Here is a 17,487-nt window from a genome sequence, read left to right as displayed (position 1 = left end):
GCAGTTCATCCATGGCAACCACTAGGCCAATCCGCGGTCTGCGCGACTGGCTTATTCATCGTCTGACCGCGAATTACTGGTCGCTTGCACTGTGCGCGGTGCTCAGCGCGCCGGTGGTTTTCGCCGTGACGCTGCTGCTCGATCGCCACGGCACGACCGACTGGTTGCTCGATCACGACCTGTCGCCGGTCGCCAGCGCGGATACGGCTAAGGATGTCGCGGGTGTGATCGCGGCGGTGGATGCGGCCTTCATCACGCTCTATTTCTCGATCTCGCTGCTGGTGCTGACGCTGGCGGCGAGCAGCCTGGGCGTGCGGCTGGTGGATCGCTGGCTCAGCCGCCCGCTGGTGCGGGTTTCCATCGCCGGGCTGTCGTTCAGCCTCGTCTACACCGTGCTCAACCAGCTCGCGATCGATGCCGAAACGCAGCTGGCCGACGTGCCGCTCCTGACCCTTATGGGTTCGGTCGTCCTGCTGCTCGTCAACATCGCGATGCTGGCGGTGGCTCTGAACGATCTGGGGCGCACGATCTATGTCGACAAGGCGATCGCGGCGCTGGCACAAGACGCGCCCGCCGCCCGCATTCCCATCGTGAGCAGGCCCCCGTTCACAGGCCGGTTCGCCGAGGAAATCCGGGCCGAACGCGGCGGCTATATCGAGGGGATCGACCTCGAACACCTCTCCCGCAAACTGGGCGGCGCTGGGGGCGTGGTACGCTTCGAAGTCGCGCCTGGACAATTCGTGCTGCAAGGGCAGCCTATCGTCTCGCTGGAACATGGCGGCATGGACGAGGCGCTGCTGCGGCGCTCCATCCCCATCGCACCGTTCCGCAATGACGGGCAGGGCGCGGTTTTCCAGATCCGCCTGCTGGTGGAGATCGGGGCGCGCGCCCTCTCTCCGGCGGTGAACGATTTCTACACTGCGCTCGCCTGCGCCGACCGGATGAGCGAGGTGATCCTTTCCCATGCCAACAACTGGGTGGAGCCGGGAGAGGTCGCAGCCTACGCGCGTGAGCCGCGCTTCGAGCTGCCGGGGCAGGACTTCGTCGGGCTGTTCGACGATCCGCTGAACGCCTTCCGCCAGGCCGCCGCGGCCTATCCCAGCGTGTCGATACGCCTGATAGAGAATTTCGGCAACGTGCGCGCGCGACTGGCGGAGCTCGAGGCGCCGCACGGACTCGCCGCCCATCTGGCTCGGCTGGCGCGCGAAATAGCGGAGCATGCGCGCTCGCGCGCCGAGAGCGAGGTCGACCGCAAAGCGATCGACGATGCGCTTCGCCAGGCGGAAATGTGCGGGGAGAAGGTATGACCGGACGGCTGCGAAAGCTCTGGAACGACGTCAATGCAAGCTACTGGTTCTACCCGGCGCAGTTCTCGATCCTAGCGGTCCTGCTCGCCATCGGGACCATCTGGCTCGATCGCAATGGCTATGCGGAAAGCCTGAACGCGATCGCCTGGTTGCAGCCCGCCCGGCCCGACGGGGCGTCGAACATGCTGACCGTGATCGCGGGATCAATGATCGGCGTCGCGTCCACCGTGTTTTCGATCACCATTGCCGCCGTCGCCTATGCCAGCGGCAATTACGGGCCTCGGCTGCTGACCAATTTCATGGAGAACAAGGGCAATCAGCTCAGCCTCGCGACCTTCGTCGGCACCTTCGTCTATGCGATCACGGTGCTGCGCGTGGTCCGCGCGGCCGACGAAGGCGGGCTGTTGCCCGACGATCAGGCCCTGCCCGGTTTCGTGCCACAATTGTCCCTGCTGGTCGCGTACGGCCTGATGGCGCTGAGCGTGATGGTATTGGTCTATTTCCTCAATCACGTTCCCGCCTCGATCCGCATCAACAGCGTGTTGGAGGGGATCGGGGAGCGGCTGATCGGCGACATAAAGCGCACGTTCGACCAGCCAGCCAAACAGGCGGTTACGATGGATCATCCCAAGGGGCGATCGGTGATCGCGACGGAAACCGGCTATGTCCAGATCATCGATTTCGACCGATTGGAACGGATCGCACAAACTGCGGGCGGACACTTACAGCTGGCGGTCCGGACGGGCGATTTCGTGCATCCCAAGATCGACCTCGCCGTGTGGGAGGACGACGACGAGCTGGACGACCTGCGAGACACCGACATCCGCGCCTGTTTCCAGCTGGGCGGCAAGCGCACGCCGGGACAGGACCTGCATTTCCTGATGGACGAGCTGGTCGAGATCGGGCTGCGCGCGCTATCGCCCGGCATCAACGATCCGTTCACCGCGATCGCTGCGCTTCACTGGCTGGGTGCGGCCACGGCGGAGCTGGGGCGGCGTGATCTCAACCGGCATTTCGGTGAGAGCGAGGATGGCGAGGAACGGCTGAGCCTGCTGGCGGACGATTTCACCCATTTCGTCCAGCGCGGCTTCGGTTCGATCCGATCCGGCGTGGCGACCAGCCCCAACGCGGCAATGGTCATGTTCAGCACGATCTATCACGCCGCCAGCGGTATCGATGACGAGGAGCGGCTCCATGTGCTGGAGCAGGAGGGGCTGCAACTGATGCGCCAGGCCCGCATCGATCTGGAGGGGCCGAACCTGGAAATGGTCGAGGCCCGTTACCAGCAGTTCGTCACCTGGATGAAGCGCTAACCGCGCGCGAGACGGCCAGCGCCGATCCGAGCAGCACCATACCCAGAATATCCAGCGGGCCGAGCATCTCGCCGAAGATCGCATAGCCGTAGACGGCGGCGATCGCGGGCTGGGTCAGCAACGCGAGACCGATAACCAACGGCGGAAAATGGCCGAGCGCGAATACCAGCAGCCCCTGTCCCACCACCTGGCTGAGCACGAACAGCGCGATCAGCGGCCACCAGTTATGCGGCCAGACGGGCTCGCCCCGCGCGATGGCGATGGTCAGCAATACCGGTGCCGCGATCAGGCACACCCAGGTCAGCAGGCTCCAGCTACCGATGGTGCGCCGGGCATCCTGCGAGGTGAGGATATAAACCGCGTAGAGCAGCCCCGCGGCGAGGCAGAAGAGGTCGCCCAGCAACGTGCCGAGCGATATCTCCAGACTGGTGCCGAACAGGATCGCCGCCCCGGCCAGGGCCAGCACCAGCGTCGCCCATTCCACACCGCGCGGCAGGCGGCGCGCGACCACGAAGCCCCAGAACAGCAGCACGATGCTGCCCGCATTGCCGAACAGCGTCGCATTGCCGAGCCGCGTCATGCCGATGCCGGTGTGCCAGCTCGCCAGGTCGAGCGCGAAGGCGACCGCTCCGACGGCGAGGAGCAGCATGACCCGCCGGGGGAGGCCGGTCAGCCGCTGGCCGTTGGTGCGCGCCAGTAGCGCGAGGAAGGGCAGCGCCAGCGCCAGTCGCCAGAACCCCGCCGCCACCGGCCCGCTGTCGGCCAGCCGGACCGACCACGGACCCAGCGCGAGCGCGACATTGGCGGCCAGCAGCGCCGCGAGCAGCAGCCACCGCGGATGGCCCGCCGGAGGATCGTTCGGATGGCTTGCCTCGCTCACCCGCTTCCCTTAGCGGCTTGCGACCGAGGCGACATCCGTTTTCATTCGCCACCCGATTGAAGGACCGACCATGCACGACGCGCTATTCCAGCCCATCTCGATCGGGGCGATCGACTGCCCCAACCGCATCTTCATGGCCCCGCTGACGCGCGGCCGCGCGCATGTGCCCGGCTTCGTGCCGACCGAGATGATGCAAACCTATTACCGCCAGCGCGCCGGTGCCGGGCTGATCATTTCCGAGGCGACCGGCATCAGCGTGGAGGGGCTCGGCTGGCCCAGCGCGCCGGGCATCTGGAGCGCCGAGCAGGTCGAGGGATGGAAACCCGTTACCGACGCCGTGCACCAGGCCGACGGGCGCATCGTGATGCAGTTGTGGCACATGGGCCGGATCGTCCATCCCGATTTCCTCGACGGCGAGGCCCCGGTCTCGGCCAGCGCGACCACCGCGCCCGGCCATGCCCACACCCCCACGGGGCGCAAGGATTACCAGCCCGCCCGCGCGCTGTCGGTGGAGGAGATCGCGCGCGTGGTCGAGGATTACCGCAAGGCCGCGGCCAATGCGAAGGAAGCGGGCTTCGACGGCGTGCAGCTGCACGGCGCGAATGGCTACCTCGTCGACCAGTTCCTGCGCCGCTCCACCAACCTGCGGGAGGACGAGTACGGCGGCAGCGCGCAAAACCGCGCCCGCTTCCTGGACGAGGTGCTGGGCGCGCTGGTCGATGTATGGGGCGCGGACCGCGTGGGCGTGCGTCTGTCCCCCAATGGCGAAACGCAAGGGTGCGACGATCCCGATCCGGTCGAAACCTTCGGGGCCGCGGCGCGCGTGGTCGAGAAGCACAAGCTTGCCTTACTCGAACTGCGCCAGCCGGGGCCGGAGGGGACGTTCGGCAATACCGATGTGCCGCAGCAGGATGCGCATATCCGTCAGCTCTATTCCGGTCCGCTGGTGCTCAACAGCGATTACGGCGCGGCGGATGGGGCGCAGGACGTAGAAAGCGGTCGCTGCGACGCGGTGAGCTTCGGCCGGCCCTTCATCTCCAACCCCGATCTGCCCGACCGCATTCGGCAGGACGCGGAATTCGCGCCGAACGTGAACGTACCGCAAAGCTGGTACCTGCCCGGCGCCGCGGGCTATGTCGACTACCCGACGCTGGCCGAACAGCGCGCGGGCTGAGCGTCAGCCCTCGTCCGGCGCGGTGACGGCCGAGGGCTCGGCGGCTTCGGAAGTCTCGCCGGCCTGCGGCTCGGACGGCTCAGCGGTCGCGTCACCCGGCGCGGTGGTTGCTTCGCCGCTGGCCGCGCCCTCGCCGGGCTGCGCGGTCAGCGCCGGGGAGGTCGAGCGCACCGTGTCGAGCGGGAGCATGTCGTCGTTGATCGTGCCGCCCAGCACCTCGCCCCTGGCGGACCCGCCTTCGCTCTTCTCCGCCTTGTCGCCGCAGGCCGCCAACGCGAGGGCCAGTCCGGCGCAGGCGAGGAAACGGGAATGGCGGATCATGCGGTTTCTCCTTCCAGCGCGGCGAGGAAGCGCGGCGCGGACTGGCGCAATGCCGCATCCCACTCCTGCGGCGCAAGCGCGATCCCGAGCCGGGCGAGGCTGGTGACGCCGAATTCGTCGATCCCGCACGGCACGATGCCGGTGAAATGGGACAGGTCGGGATCGAGATTGACGGAAAAGCCGTGCATCGTCACCCAGCGCCGCACGCGCACGCCGATCGCGCCGATCTTCGCCTCCCGCCCGTCCACGTCGCGCGTCCAGATGCCGACGCGCCCATCGACCGCCCAGCTTTCGACCCCGAACCCGGCGAGCGTTTCGATCACCCAGCCTTCCACCGCGTGGACGAAGCGGCGCACATCTTTGCCCCGCCGGTTGAGGTCGAGCACGAGATAGCCGACCCGCTGCCCCGGCCCGTGATAGGTGTAGCGCCCGCCCCGGCCCGCCTCGACCACCTCGAACCGCGGGTCGAGCAGCTCGTCCGGATCGGCGCTGGTCCCGGCGGTATAGACGGGCGGATGTTCCAGCAGCCAGACGAGTTCGCGCGCCTCGTCCGCCGCCACCGCCGCATTGCGCGCCTGCATTTCGGCCAGCGCCTCGCGATAGGGCACGGGCGCTTGCGCACCGCGCCATTCGATATTTTCGGGGGCCGAAACCATGAGCGGGGATTGCCTGCCCCAGCCCCGACCGCTTATCAAGCGGGAAGGCAACAGGAAGCGGAACCCGCAATGAAATTCGATCTCAATCGCGCGTGGACCGATGCGCTCGGCCTTGTATCGGCCAACAGCAGCGTCGTCGCCATCGTGGCCGGGGTATTTTTCTTCCTCCCCTATCTCGCCTTGATGCTGTTCGCGCCGCAGATGTTCGCCGGGATCGAGGCGCAGGCGCAGACCCAGGACCCGCAGGCCATGATGGACGCGATGATGGGCGTTTACGCGCAGTACTGGTGGGTGTTCGTCCTGATGCTGCTGATCCAGACAATCGGGATGATCGCACTGATCGCCCTGTTGGGGGATCGCGCGCGGCCGACCGTCGGCGACGCCATCGTCAGCGCGATCAAGCTGCTGCCGAGCTATATCGGCGCGTCCCTGCTGACGGCGCTGGCGTTTATGGTGGTGGTCGCGGTGGTGACGGCGATCGGCGCGGCGACCGGGTCCCATGTCATCCTGACCCTGCTGGGCGTCGCGGCCTTCATCCTGCTGATCTATGCCTATGTGAAAGTGATGCTGTTCATCCCGGTGCTGGCGCTGGAGCACACTTACAATCCGGTCACGGCGCTGGTCCGCAGCTGGCGGTTGACCCGGGGCAACGCGCTCCGCCTGTTCCTGTTCTACGTCCTGCTGTTCATCGCCTTCGTCATAGTCTCGGCCATCATCGGCATGGTTTTCGGCCTGGCCTTCGGACTGATGGGCAGCGAAGTCGCGATCGTGGGCAATGCGCTGGTCGGTGCGGCGGTCAATTCGGTATTCGTGGTTCTCTTCCTGGCGGTGCTGGCCGCGACCTATCGCCAGCTGGCGGCGGAGCGGGTCAGCGTGCCCGCCACCGCCCGCGACATAGATACGCCGGACGACGGCGACCGGCGACTCTAGCTCTCCGCCCCGTCCTTCCAGCCCCAGAAGAGCTTGCACGGCAGGACGTTCCAGAACTCGTAATCGCTTTCGATGTCGTCGAATTCGCGCGCCATCAGGTCGCGCACCGCGGCAGTGAACTGATACGCCATGAACGCGCCGCCGGGGCGCAGGATCCGGTGCGTCGCGGCCATGATGGCGGGGCCGACGCCCTCGGGCAGGGTGGAAAACGGCAGACCCGAGACGATGTAGTCCGCCCGCTCGTGCCCGTGATCGCGCACGATCCGTTCGACGTGCTCGGCCGAGCCCAGCACCGCGGTGAAGCGCGGATCGTGGATGTGCTGGTTGAGGAAATCGACGTATAGCGGATTGGTGTCGATCGCGATCATCGCTCCGTCGGCGGGCAGGCGATCAAGGACAGGCAGGCAGAAGGTGCCGACGCCGGGGCCGTATTCCACGAACAGCTGGCAATTGGGCCAGTCGACCGGCGCGAGCATCTTGTCGATCGTGAAGCGCGAGGATGGGATGATCGAGCCGACCATCTTGGGATGCTCGATGAAACCGCGCAGGAACACGCCCCATTGCCCGAACAGCCGGGCCGTGCGGCGCTGCAGGCTGTCGCGGCTGGGGGCGGCTGCAATCGAGTTACTGTTGTTCAAGGAAAATCCGTTCGTCCGCTACAGGTCGAAAATGGTTGCGGCGCGGTGCCAGCAAGGGCGCGACATTGCAAGCGGCGGCATTGCCAGTCGCAATAGCTGGGCCTAGCGGATCAACCGATCATGGCCGAAACCGATCCCGCCCCAATCGAGCCCGCGCCCAGCGCGCCCGCCGCCCGAACCGCCGCACCGCTGGCGGAGACCGGGATCCCGCGCGGGCGGCTGGCCCTGCTGTTCACGGTGATGCTGGTGACGGCGGCGGGCAACACCGCGATGCAGTCGGTCATGCCCTCCATCGGCACCTCGCTGGGCGTCGCCGACGTGTGGATCAGCCTGGCCTACAGCTGGTCGGCGCTGCTGTGGGTGCTGTGCGCGCCGTTCTGGGCGCGGCGATCGGACCGGCGCGGGCGCAAGAAGATGATGGCGCTGGGCCTCGCCGGCTTTTCCGCCTCCATGGTGCTGTGCGGGGCGACGCTGTGGTTCGGGCTGAGCGGCGCGCTGGCGGCGGGCGCCACCTTGATCGTGTTCGCCCTGTGCCGCTCGCTCTACGGCCTGTTCGGCTCGGCCGCTCCGCCCGCGGTACAGGCCTATGTCGCGAGCCGGACCGAGCCCGCGCAGCGCACGCAGGCGCTCTCGCTCATTTCCTCCAGCTTCGGCCTCGGCACGGTGCTCGGCCCAGCCCTGGCACCCCTGCTGATCTTCCCGGTCGTGGGCCTGACCGGCCCGTTCCTCGCCTTCGCCGCGATCGGCCTCGTCACCATGATCGCGTTGCGGCTGCGCCTGCCGAACGACGAGCCGCGCTTTCCCGGCCATGGCTTCGCCTTCGACGCGCCCTACGGCAATAGCGGCGGTGCGCAGTCCAACCGCACGGTTCAGCATGGCGAGGAAGAGATGCTGGCGCATCACGAGGAAGGCACCGCGCCGCCCCTGCGCTGGACCGATCCGCGCAGTTCGCCGTGGCTGCTGACCGGCCTGCTGGGCGGGCATGCGCAGGCGATGGTGCTGGGCATCGGCGGCTTCCTGGTGCTCGACCGCCTGGGCCTGCGCGACGATCCGCTGGCCGGCGCGGGTCCGGTGGGCATCGTGCTGATGACCGGCGCGGTCGCGACCCTGCTGGCGCAATGGGGACTGATCCCGACTCTGAAGCTGGGGCCGCGCGCCGCCGCGCTGTGGGGCATGGCGCTGGCGATCGGCGGGGTAGCGCTGCTGGCCGTCGCGCGGGACCTGCACGCGATCGCCCTGGGCTTCGCGATCGCCTCGCTCGGTTTCGGCCTGTTCCGTCCCGGCTTCACCGCGGGCGCATCGCTGGCCGTGTCGCGAGCCGAACAGGGGCAGGTCTCTGGTCAGGTCGCCTCCGTCAACGGGGCGAGCTATGTCTATGCCCCAGCGCTGGGCGTGTGGCTCTACGGGCATTCGGACTGGCTCGGCTTCGCCACCATCATCGCCTTCTGCCTCGCCGTGTTCGCGATCGGTTCGCGGCGGCTGCAGCGCGATGCGGAGCTGACGGGGGAGTAGCGGGGCCGCAATCGACAGCGCCCCTGTCTGGCGCTAGATAGATTGCATAGAAAAACCGGAGAGAGCCGATGCCCCGAGCCGAAAGCCATTTCGACGTCCTGATCGTGGGCGCGGGGCTGTCCGGCATCGGGATGGCGGCGCATCTGCGCGACCGCTTGCCCGGCCACAGCTACGCCATCCTCGAGCGGCGCGACCGGCTGGGCGGGACCTGGGACCTTTTCCGCTACCCCGGGGTGCGCTCCGACAGCGACATGCATACGCTCGGCTTCGCGTTCGAACCATGGGTGCACGAGAAGAGCATCGCCGATGGCCCCGCGATCCTCGATTATCTCGACCGCATCGTGGACGAGCGGGGCATTCGCCGCCACATCCGCTTCGGCTCCACCGTCGCCGCGGCCGATTTCGACAGCGATGCCGCGCGGTGGCGCGTGACGCTGGAGGGTGGCGCGCAACTGACCGCGAACTTCCTTTATCTCGGCTCGGGCTATTACGATTACGACGAACCGTTCGATGCAGAATTTGCCGGACGCGAGGATTTCGCCGGGCGGGTCGTCCACCCGCAATTCTGGCCCGACGATCTCGACCATGCGGGCAAGCGGGTGGTGGTGATCGGCTCCGGCGCGACCGCGGTCACTATCGTCCCCGCCATGGCCGAGACGGCGGCGAAGGTGACGATGCTGCAACGCACGCCGACCTGGATGGGATCGCGTCCGGCGAAGGACGCGGTGGCCAACTGGCTGCGCAAGATCCTGCCCGGCGGCATCGCCTACAAGCTGACTCGGGCGAAGAACATCCTGCTCCACCGGTTCTTCTTTCGCCTGGCGCGCCGCAAGCCTGAGAAGATCGCGGCCAGGCTGACCGAGCGCACGCGGGAGGCGCTGGGCCCGGCCTACGACGAACGCCATTTTACCCCGCCTTACAACCCGTGGGAGCAGCGGCTGTGCCTCGTGCCGGACGACGATTTCTTCATCGCCGTGCGCGAAGGGCGGGCGCAAGTGGTCACCGACCATATCGACCGCTTTGAGGCGGAGGGCATCCGCCTGAAATCGGGCGACCTGCTCCCCGCCGACATCATCGTGACCGCGACCGGCCTTGCGCTCGTTTTCGGGGGCAAGATCGCCATCTCGGTCGACGGCGAGGCGATCGACTGGGCGCAGCGCTGGTTCTATCGCGGCTGCATGTTCTCCGGCGTGCCCAACCTCGCCGCGACCTTCGGCTATCTCAACGCCAGCTGGACGCTGCGGGTCGACCAGAACGCGGCCTATGTCTGCGACCTGCTGGCCAACATGCGGGCGAAGGGCGCGGATATCGCCGTTCCTGAACTGCCATCCGAGCCGCTGGAGGAAGACGACATCTTCGACTTCTCTTCCGGCTATCTGATGCGCTCCAAGCACCTGATGCCCAAAAGCGCGCCGACGCTGCCCTGGCGGCTCAACCAGGAGTACCTGGAGGACCGCCGCGATTTCCGCCAGCGCCCGGTGGACGACGGCAATCTCGTCTTCCACCGCTCCGGCGGGGCCGTGCGCGACGCGGCGGAGTAGCCAAGTGCCCCGTCCTTTCGTAAGACTGCCGACATCATGGCCGACCGCATCTTCACTGCCGCCCTGATCGTGATCGGAGACGAGATCCTCTCGGGCCGCACGCACGACAAGAACATCGCCCAGGTCGCCAGCTGGCTACAGGTGCAGGGCATTCGCCTCGCCGAAGTGCGCGTGGTCGCGGATGTGGAGGAGCGGATCGTGGAGGCGGTGAACGCGCTGCGGACGCGCAACGACTATCTGTTCACCACCGGCGGCATCGGGCCGACGCACGACGACATCACCGTGGACGCGGTGGCGAAGGCGCTGGGCGTGCCGGTGATCGTCCATCCGGAGGCGCGCGCCATTCTGGAGCGTTATTATGCCGACAAGCCGGGCGGGTTGACCGAGGCACGGCTGCGCATGGCCCGCGCGCCGGAAGGGGCGCAGCTGATCCCCAACCGCATGTCGGGCGCGCCCGGCATAAGGGTCGCAAACATCCACCTCATGGCGGGCGTACCGCATATCACCGCAGGGATGCTCGATGCGCTGACCGGCACGCTGGAAGGGGGCGCACCGCTCAAGAGCGAGACGATCGGCTGCTGGACCGCGGAAAGCGAAGTGGCGGACATCCTGCGCGAAACGGAAAAGGCGCACGAGAACTGCCAGATCGGCAGCTATCCCTTCTTTCGCGAAGGGCAGGTCGGCGCCAACTTCGTGATCCGCAGCACCGATGCGGACGAGCTGGCGAGCTGCGTCCACACCCTGTGCGATGCGCTGGCGACGGCTGGCTACGATTTCACCCCCGGCGGAATCTAATCGCAGGCGCGGCCCGGTTTCCAACCCGGCCTTAGCCCCTCTCGCGCTATGGACTTCCGCCAGGAAGCGCACAGCCCGGCGCGAGGAGCGATGACGGTTGCGGCGGCATGGCCAGCGGGCGGTATTCTTCGTCGAACCCATGCCCGCGACGCCTAGGGAGCGGCGGCGATCGAGGATGTGGTCCGGCCGATCGTCGCGGGGGGCCAGAACGTTCAATTGCATTGCCATACCGAATGGCTGGAGATGGCGGGCAGGACCGGCGCGCTGGCCTTGATGCGCCGCCTGCTGCGCGCCTTATCCGCTGTCCACGCCTGACGGCACACCGGCGCTTGCGGTGCCGTGCATGCGGCGGCAAACCGGTGGCCGGAGGCGCACCGCATGGTCTGGCTGTTCATTTTTGCCCTGTGCGGTGCGCTGGTGGTTCTCTGGCGGCGAATGACGGCGCTCGAACGCGCTCTCGCGCGGCTCGAGGAGGCCGAGGGCGACCGTGGTCCCGGTCCTCGGGAACCGCTCGAAAGGGCCGTGCCTGTCACCGCCATGCCGCGCGCCGATGCGCCGCCGCAGCGGGCCGAACCCTCCGCATCGCCTTTCGCCCTCGCGCCCGAACCGGTGCCCGAACCGACCCAGCCCCCGGAACCGCCCGCGTCGGTGGTTGCAGCCGAAGCCGAACAAGGCCCGGAAGCCGGGCCGCGCAAACGCCTGTCCCTCACCCTGCCGCGGGTGGATTTCGAGGAGCTGTTCGGTCGGCGTCTGCCGATATGGGCGGGCGGGATCGCGCTGGCGGTCGGCGGCATCTTGCTGGTGCGGCTGGCGATCGAGAACGGCATGCTCACGCCCTCGGTGCGCGTCGCGGCGAGCTTCGCCTTCGGGCTGTTCCTGCTTGCGGGGGCCGAGGCGGCGTTCCGGTTCGAAACGCGTGTCGCCGACCCGCGGGTGCGGCAGGCGCTTGCCGGTGCTGGCCTCGCGACGCTCTATGCCGCCTTCTATCTTGCAGGCTCAGCCTATGGGCTGATCGGGCCTGCGCTGGCCTTTGCCGGGCTGGCCGTCGTGACCGCCATCGCTCTGGGGCTCGCCCTGCGCTTCGGCCTGCCTGCCGCGGTGTTGGGCATGCTGGGCGGTTTCGCGACCCCGGCGATGGTCGCGAGCGAAGATGCGAACCTGCCGGTGCTCTCGCTCTATCTCGCATTGCTGACCGCCGGGCTGGCGATCACCGGGCGCCGAATCGGTGCCGCATGGCTCGGCTTCGCGGCGCTGGCCGGGGGGTTCGGCTGGGGGGCCGCGATCCTCGCCAGCGCGACGCTGGACCGGACGGACGCGATCGCGGTGGGCCTCTATCTCGCCCTGCTCGGGCTGCTGGTGCCGTTCCTCGCGGGGCCGATCGCCCGATGGCGCTGGCCGCGCGTCGTCGCCGCCGCGCTCGCGAGCGTGCAACTGGCTGTGTTGGTAGCCCTGGCGGGTTTCGCCCCGTTGACATGGGGGCTCTATCTCTTGCTCGCGGGAGCCCTCGCCGCGCTCGCATGGCGCGAGGAACGCCTGCGGGAAGGCAGCGCCTTCGCCACCGCGACCGGGGTGGCGCTGCTCGCCCTGTGGCATGGCAACGACCTTCTCACCGCGCCGCCGGGTTGGCGCTTCGCCATCGTGGCGACGGTGCTGGCGGCGATAAGCTGCGGTGTGCCGCTCCTTTCGCTCGTCACGCGGCGCGCGCGCGCGATCGACCTGTGGCAGCTCGCGCTGAGCGGCGTAGCCATCGGGCTGGTCGCCTCGCTCCGCTTCGATCCCGGGGCGGAGCCGCGTGTCCTGCTCGCGCTGGGCCTCGTCACGCTCGCCGCGCTGCCGGGCGCGGGTCTGGCGCTGCTCTGGCGAGCCGACGCTGACGGGCGCCGCCTCTGGCTGCCCGCGGCCGCGGCGGGTGCCGTCCTGCTGCTCGCCGGTTTTGCTGGCTTGCCACCCTCGGCGTTCCCATTCGTGGCGGCAACGATAGCCGGGGGGCTGGTGTGGATCGCGCGCGAGCGGCCCGCCAGCGGGACGCGGGCGGCAGCGTGGATGACCGCCACCATCGCGTTCGCCACGCTGTTCGTAATGGATTCCTTCGGGGCCGAGCTCCTCCCCCTGATCGGTGCGCGTTCCGTGCCCGCCAGCGTGCTTTCCACCCTGCGCTGGCTCGCTCTCGCCCTGCCCTTCGCCGGGCTCGCCTGGATCGAGACGCGCGAGAGCTGGCGGCGGGCGGCCGAAGCGCTGGCGGCACTGATCGGCTACGGAGCGGTCGCGCAGATCGTGCCGGTCGATGCGCTGGTGTGCATAGTGGCGGTCGCAGGCGCAGCGGTTCTCTGGCGGAGCCCTGCGCGCGGGGGCGCGTGGGGCACGCTGCTGCTGATCGCGGCCGGATGGGCGCTCGGGCCCTTCGCCATCTGGCTCGAAGCCGTAACGCCCGCGCTGTGGGCGGAGCCGCCGCTGGCGCATGCTCTCCCCCCGGTCCGCGACGCGCTGTTCCGGATCGTGCCGCTGACCGTGCTCGGCGCGCTGGCCGCGTGGCGCGGGCGGGCCCACGCGTTCGAGATCCGCGTGATCGGCGGCGGGGCGCTGACGCTCGCCATCGTGTCGCTGCATATCGTCTATCACCGCGCGCTCGGCCCGGTCGATATGGCGGGCTGGCGCGTCTCGGCGCTATGGCTGCGGACGGGATGGGAGCTGTCGCTGCTGATCCTCGGTGCCGGGCTGATCCGCTACGCCCGCCACCGGGACATCACCCGGACCGGCGCGGCGTTCGCCGCGCTGGCGCTGACGCATTTCGCGGTGTTCGGCATCGGCATCGACAACCCGCTATGGCGCGCGCAATCGGTCGGTCCATGGCCGCTGCTCGATGGCCTGCTAGCCGCCTACGCCACCGCGTTCGCCGCCGCGCTACTGCTGGGCGCATTGGCGAGCCGGCGCGGGCTCCCCCTCGCCCGTCCCTTGCGCGACGCAACGCTGATGATCCTGATCGCCGCCTATGCCCTCAGCGAGGTGCGCCACCTGTTCGCCGGCCCCGTGCTGACCGCCGCGCCCCTGTCGCAAACGGAGGACCTGCTGCGCTCGCTGCTCGGCATCGTGCTGGCGCTCGGCTTCCTGGCCTGGGGCTGGCGCTCCGACACGCGCAGCTGGCGCATCGGCTCGCTGGTGCTGATGCTGATCGCGGTGGGCAAGGTGTTCCTGGTCGACACCGCCGGGCTCGAGGGACTGCTCAGGATCGCCAGCTTCCTCGCCCTCGGTTTCAGCCTGATCGGGATCGGCTGGGTCTATTCGCGGCTGTTGCGGAGCACATGAAAAAGGCCGGAGGATCGCTCCCCCGGCCCCTTTCAATCATTTCCAGCGATCCCCGGAACGAGGATCGCGCGGTCAGCGAATCACGCGCCCTCGATCTCGGTGGTGTCGAGCTTCAGACCCGGGCCCATCGTGCTGGTCAGCGAGACCTTGCGCACATACTTGCCCTTCGCGCCCGACGGCTTGGCCCGCACCACCGCGCCGGTCAGCGCTTCGAAGTTCTTCTTCAGATCGGCGTCGGAGAAGCTGAGCTTGCCGATGCCGGAGTGGATGATGCCCTTCTTCTCGGCGCGGAATTCGACCTGGCCGCCCTTGGCGTCCTTCACGGCCTGTTCCACGTTCGGGGTCACGGTGCCCAGCTTCGGGTTCGGCATCAGGCCCTTGGGGCCCAGCACCTTACCGAGGCGACCGACGACACCCATCATGTCCGGCGTCGCGATCACGCGGTCGTAATCGAGATTGCCGTTCTGCATGTCTTCCATTAGATCCTCGGCCCCGACCTTGTCGGCACCGGCGGCAGTCGCCTTGTCGGCATTGTCGCCACGCGCGAACACCGCGACCTTCACGGTCTTGCCGGTGCCCGAGGGGAGCGAGACCATGCCGCGCACGGTCTGGTCGGCGTGACGCGGGTCGACGCCCAGGTTCATCGCGATCTCGACCGTCTCGTCGAACTTCTTGCTGGCGGTCTCGCGCAGCAGGGTCAGCGCCTCGTCGAAACCGTACAGCTTCTCGACATCGACCTTGTCGGCCAGCATCTTCTGCTTCTTCGTCTGCGTCGCCATGATCAGCCTCCCACCACATCGAGGCCCATCGACCGGGCGGACCCGGCGATGATCTTGACCGCCTCATCAATATCGTTCGCGTTCAGATCGGCCATCTTCGCTTCGGCGATTTCCTTCAGCTGGCTGATCTTGATGGTCCCGGCAGAGGTCTTGCCCGGCTCCTTCGAACCCGACTTCAGCTTCGCGGCCTTCTTCAGGTAATAGGACGCGGGCGGGGTCTTGGTGACGAAGCTGAACGAGCGATCGGCATAGACGGTGATGACCGTCGGGATCGGCGCGCTCTTTTCCAGATCCTGCGTCGCGGCGTTGAACGCCTTGCAGAATTCCATGATGTTGACGCCGCGCTGACCCAGCGCGGGGCCGATCGGCGGGCTGGGGTTGGCGGTGCCGGCGGGCACCTGCAGCTTGATATAGCCTTCTATCTTCTTGGCCACGAAGGGCCTCCTTTCTCACTGTTCCCCGCATCTTGCGGCGCGGGGTCATGGTAAGCGGTCGAACGGGCCGACACGCGCCGGCCCTTCCGCACGGGGTTTCCCGTCATCGATCGGGGAAGGTTCGCGCACATAGCGTCTCGCGCGCGAAAAGCAAGCACTGGCACGCGCCCGCGCGCCCGGCTATCACCCCGGCGAAAGCCCCGGGGGACAGACGTGGACGCAAATTTGTACAGCCAACCAAGACCGCTGGGCTGGTGGCGCTTCATCCTTCAGTTCGTGACCGTCGTATTCGCCTACATGGCGATGTCGCTTCCCGCCGTGGCCGTGTTCGGCATGGGACCGCTGGGTCTGCTGCTGTCGGTGGTGGGATCGATGGTCGGCGGCCTGCTGGTCGCGTGGCTGTGGCTGCGGGCGGACCGCGCTCTGGGCGAGGCATGGAACCTGTCGGCGTTCCGCAACGGCGGGCGCACCATGCTGGTCGGCTTCGGATCCGCGCTCGGCATCGTCGCCTGGTTCACCGTCGGCGGCATGCTGCTGCGCGCGCTGGGCATGCCCACACCCGATGTCAGCATCCTGATGGACGGGATCACCAGCAGCCCGCTGATGCTCGCCGCGTGGATCGTGCTGGTCGCGTGGCTGGCGGCGGGCCTGGGGGAGGAGCTGTTGTGGCGCGGCTTCCTGATGGACCGGCTGCTGCGCCTGCCCGGCCTGCGGGGCCAGATCTGGCCGGTGATAATCATCCAGGCGATCATCTTCGGCCTGCCCCATATCTATCAGGGTTGGGGCGGCACGATCCTGACCGGCATCATCGGGCTCTATCTCGGCTGGCTGCGCACCCGCGTCGGCTGGACGCTGCTGCCGCTGGTGCTGGCCCATGCCGGAGTCGACACCGTCATGATGCTGCTTGGCTATGCCCAGAAGATGGGCTGGGTCGCCGCCGGGTAAGCAGGTTCGGTCGATAATCGGGCGGTCGAAAATCCGGCGACCAAAGGTCCGGCGGCCCCGCGAAATGCGGGGCGCGCGGGGTTACTTGGACAGCTCGACCTGCTCGAAATCGAGCTCCACCGGCGTGGCGCGACCGAAGATCGAGACCGAGACCTTGACCTTCTGCTTGTCGAAATCGAGCTCTTCCACCACGCCGTTGAAGCTGGCGAAGGGGCCGTCGAGCACCTTGACCTGGTCGCCGATCTCGTAATCGACCGAAACCTGCTTCTTGGGGGCGGACTTGGCTTCCTCGACGCCGCCGAAATAGCGCGCGGCCTCTTTCTCGGAAATCGCCTGGGGCTTGTTATTGTTGCCCAAGAAACCGGTCACCTTCGGGGTGTTCTTGACCAGGTGATAGACATCGTCGGTCATGTTCAGCTTGGCCAGCACGTAGCCGGGCATGAACTTGCGCTCGACCTGAACCTTCTTCCCGCGCTTCACCTCGGTCACGGTCTCGGTCGGCACCTCGACCTCCTCGACGCCTTCGCTCAGGCCCAGCCGCTCGGCCTCCGCGATGATCGCATCGCGCACCTTGTTCTCGAAGCCGGAATAGGCGTGGATGATGTACCAGCGTGCCATGATCGTCCCTGATTAATCGTGTTGTGTGCGTGTGCGGGCGCTCAGGCGAGCGTCAGCAGCCATTGCATGAGAGCGCTGAACAGCGTGTCGACGCCCAGGAAGAACAGCGCCAGGATCACCATCATGATCCCGACGAAAATCGCCGTGGTCACGGTTTCCTGCCGGGTCGGCCATACGACCTTGCTCATTTCCGCGCGCACCTGGCGCAGGAATTCGCCCGGGGATGTCTTCTTCTTGCTGCCGCTCTCGGCCATGTGCCGTACTCGCTGCCTCGTTGAACCTATGGTCTCGTCGCTTCCGGGTAGGGGGCCGCGCCCTCCCGGACAGGTCCGGGTTGGGCG

Annotated in this window: 17 protein-coding genes; 9 read left to right on the top strand and 8 right to left on the bottom strand. The window is 67.8% G+C overall.

Going from position 1 to position 17,487, the window contains the following annotated elements:
* Positions 1–11 precede the first annotated feature (11 nt).
* Positions 12–1,307 (top strand): DUF2254 family protein, encoded by a 1,296-nt coding sequence (locus MKP08_RS05640; RefSeq protein WP_241555256.1) that lies wholly within the window; start codon positions 12–14, stop codon positions 1,305–1,307.
* The gene (locus MKP08_RS05635) at positions 1,304–2,620 is read left to right on the top strand and encodes a DUF2254 domain-containing protein (RefSeq protein ID WP_241555255.1); all 1,317 of its coding nucleotides are present in this window, start codon (positions 1,304–1,306) and stop codon (positions 2,618–2,620) included. Before MKP08_RS05640 ends, MKP08_RS05635 begins: the two co-directional genes overlap by 4 nt.
* Here the strand turns inward: MKP08_RS05635 and MKP08_RS05630 are convergent.
* A complete protein-coding gene (locus MKP08_RS05630) occupies positions 2,601–3,500 on the bottom strand; it encodes a DMT family transporter (protein WP_241555254.1) in 900 nt (299 codons plus the stop codon). The two genes, MKP08_RS05635 and MKP08_RS05630, sit on opposite strands and share 20 nt — an antisense overlap.
* A gap of 70 nt (positions 3,501–3,570) precedes the next feature.
* Here MKP08_RS05630 and MKP08_RS05625 point away from each other — a divergent pair, with 70 nt between their 5' ends.
* On the top strand, positions 3,571–4,674 hold the full coding sequence (locus MKP08_RS05625) for an alkene reductase (protein ID WP_241555253.1): 1,104 nt from the start codon (positions 3,571–3,573) through the stop codon (positions 4,672–4,674).
* A gap of 3 nt (positions 4,675–4,677) precedes the next feature.
* On the opposite strand, the gene MKP08_RS05620 is transcribed toward MKP08_RS05625, so the two are convergent.
* Complete coding sequence (locus MKP08_RS05620) at positions 4,678–4,995, bottom strand: hypothetical protein (RefSeq protein ID WP_241555252.1); 318 nt, start codon at positions 4,993–4,995, stop codon at positions 4,678–4,680.
* Entirely contained in the window at positions 4,992–5,651 is a 660-nt protein-coding gene (gene lipB / locus MKP08_RS05615; protein WP_241555251.1) for a lipoyl(octanoyl) transferase LipB, read from the bottom strand. Before lipB ends, MKP08_RS05620 begins: the two co-directional genes overlap by 4 nt.
* Positions 5,652–5,720: 69 nt before the next feature.
* Here lipB and MKP08_RS05610 point away from each other — a divergent pair, with 69 nt between their 5' ends.
* Positions 5,721–6,581 (top strand): glycerophosphoryl diester phosphodiesterase membrane domain-containing protein, encoded by an 861-nt coding sequence (locus tag MKP08_RS05610; protein ID WP_241555250.1) that lies wholly within the window; start codon positions 5,721–5,723, stop codon positions 6,579–6,581.
* Here MKP08_RS05610 and MKP08_RS05605 read toward each other — a convergent pair.
* Positions 6,578–7,219, bottom strand: coding sequence for a class I SAM-dependent methyltransferase (locus MKP08_RS05605; RefSeq protein WP_241555249.1), 642 nt, complete (start codon positions 7,217–7,219; stop codon positions 6,578–6,580). The two genes, MKP08_RS05610 and MKP08_RS05605, sit on opposite strands and share 4 nt — an antisense overlap.
* 120 nt (positions 7,220–7,339) lie before the next feature.
* Here MKP08_RS05605 and MKP08_RS05600 point away from each other — a divergent pair, with 120 nt between their 5' ends.
* The 4 genes from MKP08_RS05600 to MKP08_RS05585 all read left to right on the top strand — a co-directional run bounded on the left by MKP08_RS05600 (position 7,340) and on the right by MKP08_RS05585 (position 14,370).
* Positions 7,340–8,731: an MFS transporter gene (locus MKP08_RS05600; RefSeq protein WP_373418069.1), complete on the top strand. Its 1,392-nt coding sequence runs from the start codon at positions 7,340–7,342 to the stop codon at positions 8,729–8,731.
* 68 nt (positions 8,732–8,799) lie between these two features.
* A complete protein-coding gene (locus MKP08_RS05595) occupies positions 8,800–10,272 on the top strand; it encodes an NAD(P)/FAD-dependent oxidoreductase (protein WP_241555248.1) in 1,473 nt (490 codons plus the stop codon).
* 36 nt (positions 10,273–10,308) lie between these two features.
* Positions 10,309–11,067 carry a molybdopterin-binding protein gene (locus tag MKP08_RS05590; RefSeq protein WP_241555247.1) on the top strand — a complete coding sequence of 253 codons (759 nt, stop codon included), beginning with the start codon at positions 10,309–10,311 and terminating at the stop codon, positions 11,065–11,067.
* Positions 11,068–11,445: 378 nt separating this feature from the next.
* The gene (locus MKP08_RS05585; RefSeq protein WP_241555246.1) at positions 11,446–14,370 is read left to right on the top strand and encodes a DUF2339 domain-containing protein; all 2,925 of its coding nucleotides are present in this window, start codon (positions 11,446–11,448) and stop codon (positions 14,368–14,370) included.
* A gap of 80 nt (positions 14,371–14,450) precedes the next feature.
* Here the strand turns inward: MKP08_RS05585 and rplA are convergent, their stop codons facing one another.
* A complete protein-coding gene (rplA, locus tag MKP08_RS05580; protein ID WP_241555245.1) occupies positions 14,451–15,149 on the bottom strand; it encodes a 50S ribosomal protein L1 in 699 nt (232 codons plus the stop codon).
* Between the two features lie 2 nt (positions 15,150–15,151).
* Complete coding sequence (gene rplK / locus MKP08_RS05575) at positions 15,152–15,583, bottom strand: 50S ribosomal protein L11 (RefSeq protein WP_215229063.1); 432 nt, start codon at positions 15,581–15,583, stop codon at positions 15,152–15,154.
* Positions 15,584–15,796: 213 nt separating this feature from the next.
* On the opposite strand from rplK, the gene MKP08_RS05570 reads away from it, so the two are divergent.
* Positions 15,797–16,528 (top strand): CPBP family intramembrane glutamic endopeptidase, encoded by a 732-nt coding sequence (locus tag MKP08_RS05570; protein WP_241555244.1) that lies wholly within the window; start codon positions 15,797–15,799, stop codon positions 16,526–16,528.
* A gap of 81 nt (positions 16,529–16,609) precedes the next feature.
* On the opposite strand, the gene nusG is transcribed toward MKP08_RS05570, so the two are convergent.
* Both nusG and secE read right to left on the bottom strand, forming a co-directional pair.
* Positions 16,610–17,146, bottom strand: coding sequence for a transcription termination/antitermination protein NusG (gene nusG, locus MKP08_RS05565; RefSeq protein WP_215229064.1), 537 nt, complete (start codon positions 17,144–17,146; stop codon positions 16,610–16,612).
* A 41-nt stretch (positions 17,147–17,187) separates the two neighbouring features.
* A complete protein-coding gene (gene secE / locus MKP08_RS05560; RefSeq protein WP_215229065.1) occupies positions 17,188–17,400 on the bottom strand; it encodes a preprotein translocase subunit SecE in 213 nt (70 codons plus the stop codon).
* Positions 17,401–17,487 lie beyond the last annotated feature (87 nt).

The sequence above is a fragment of the Erythrobacter sp. LQ02-29 genome (assembly GCF_022576075.2).
GTDB lineage: Bacteria > Pseudomonadota > Alphaproteobacteria > Sphingomonadales > Sphingomonadaceae > Alteriqipengyuania.
The sequence above is the reverse complement of the archived record's forward strand: the minus strand, read 5'-3'. Positions and strand labels throughout refer to the sequence as shown.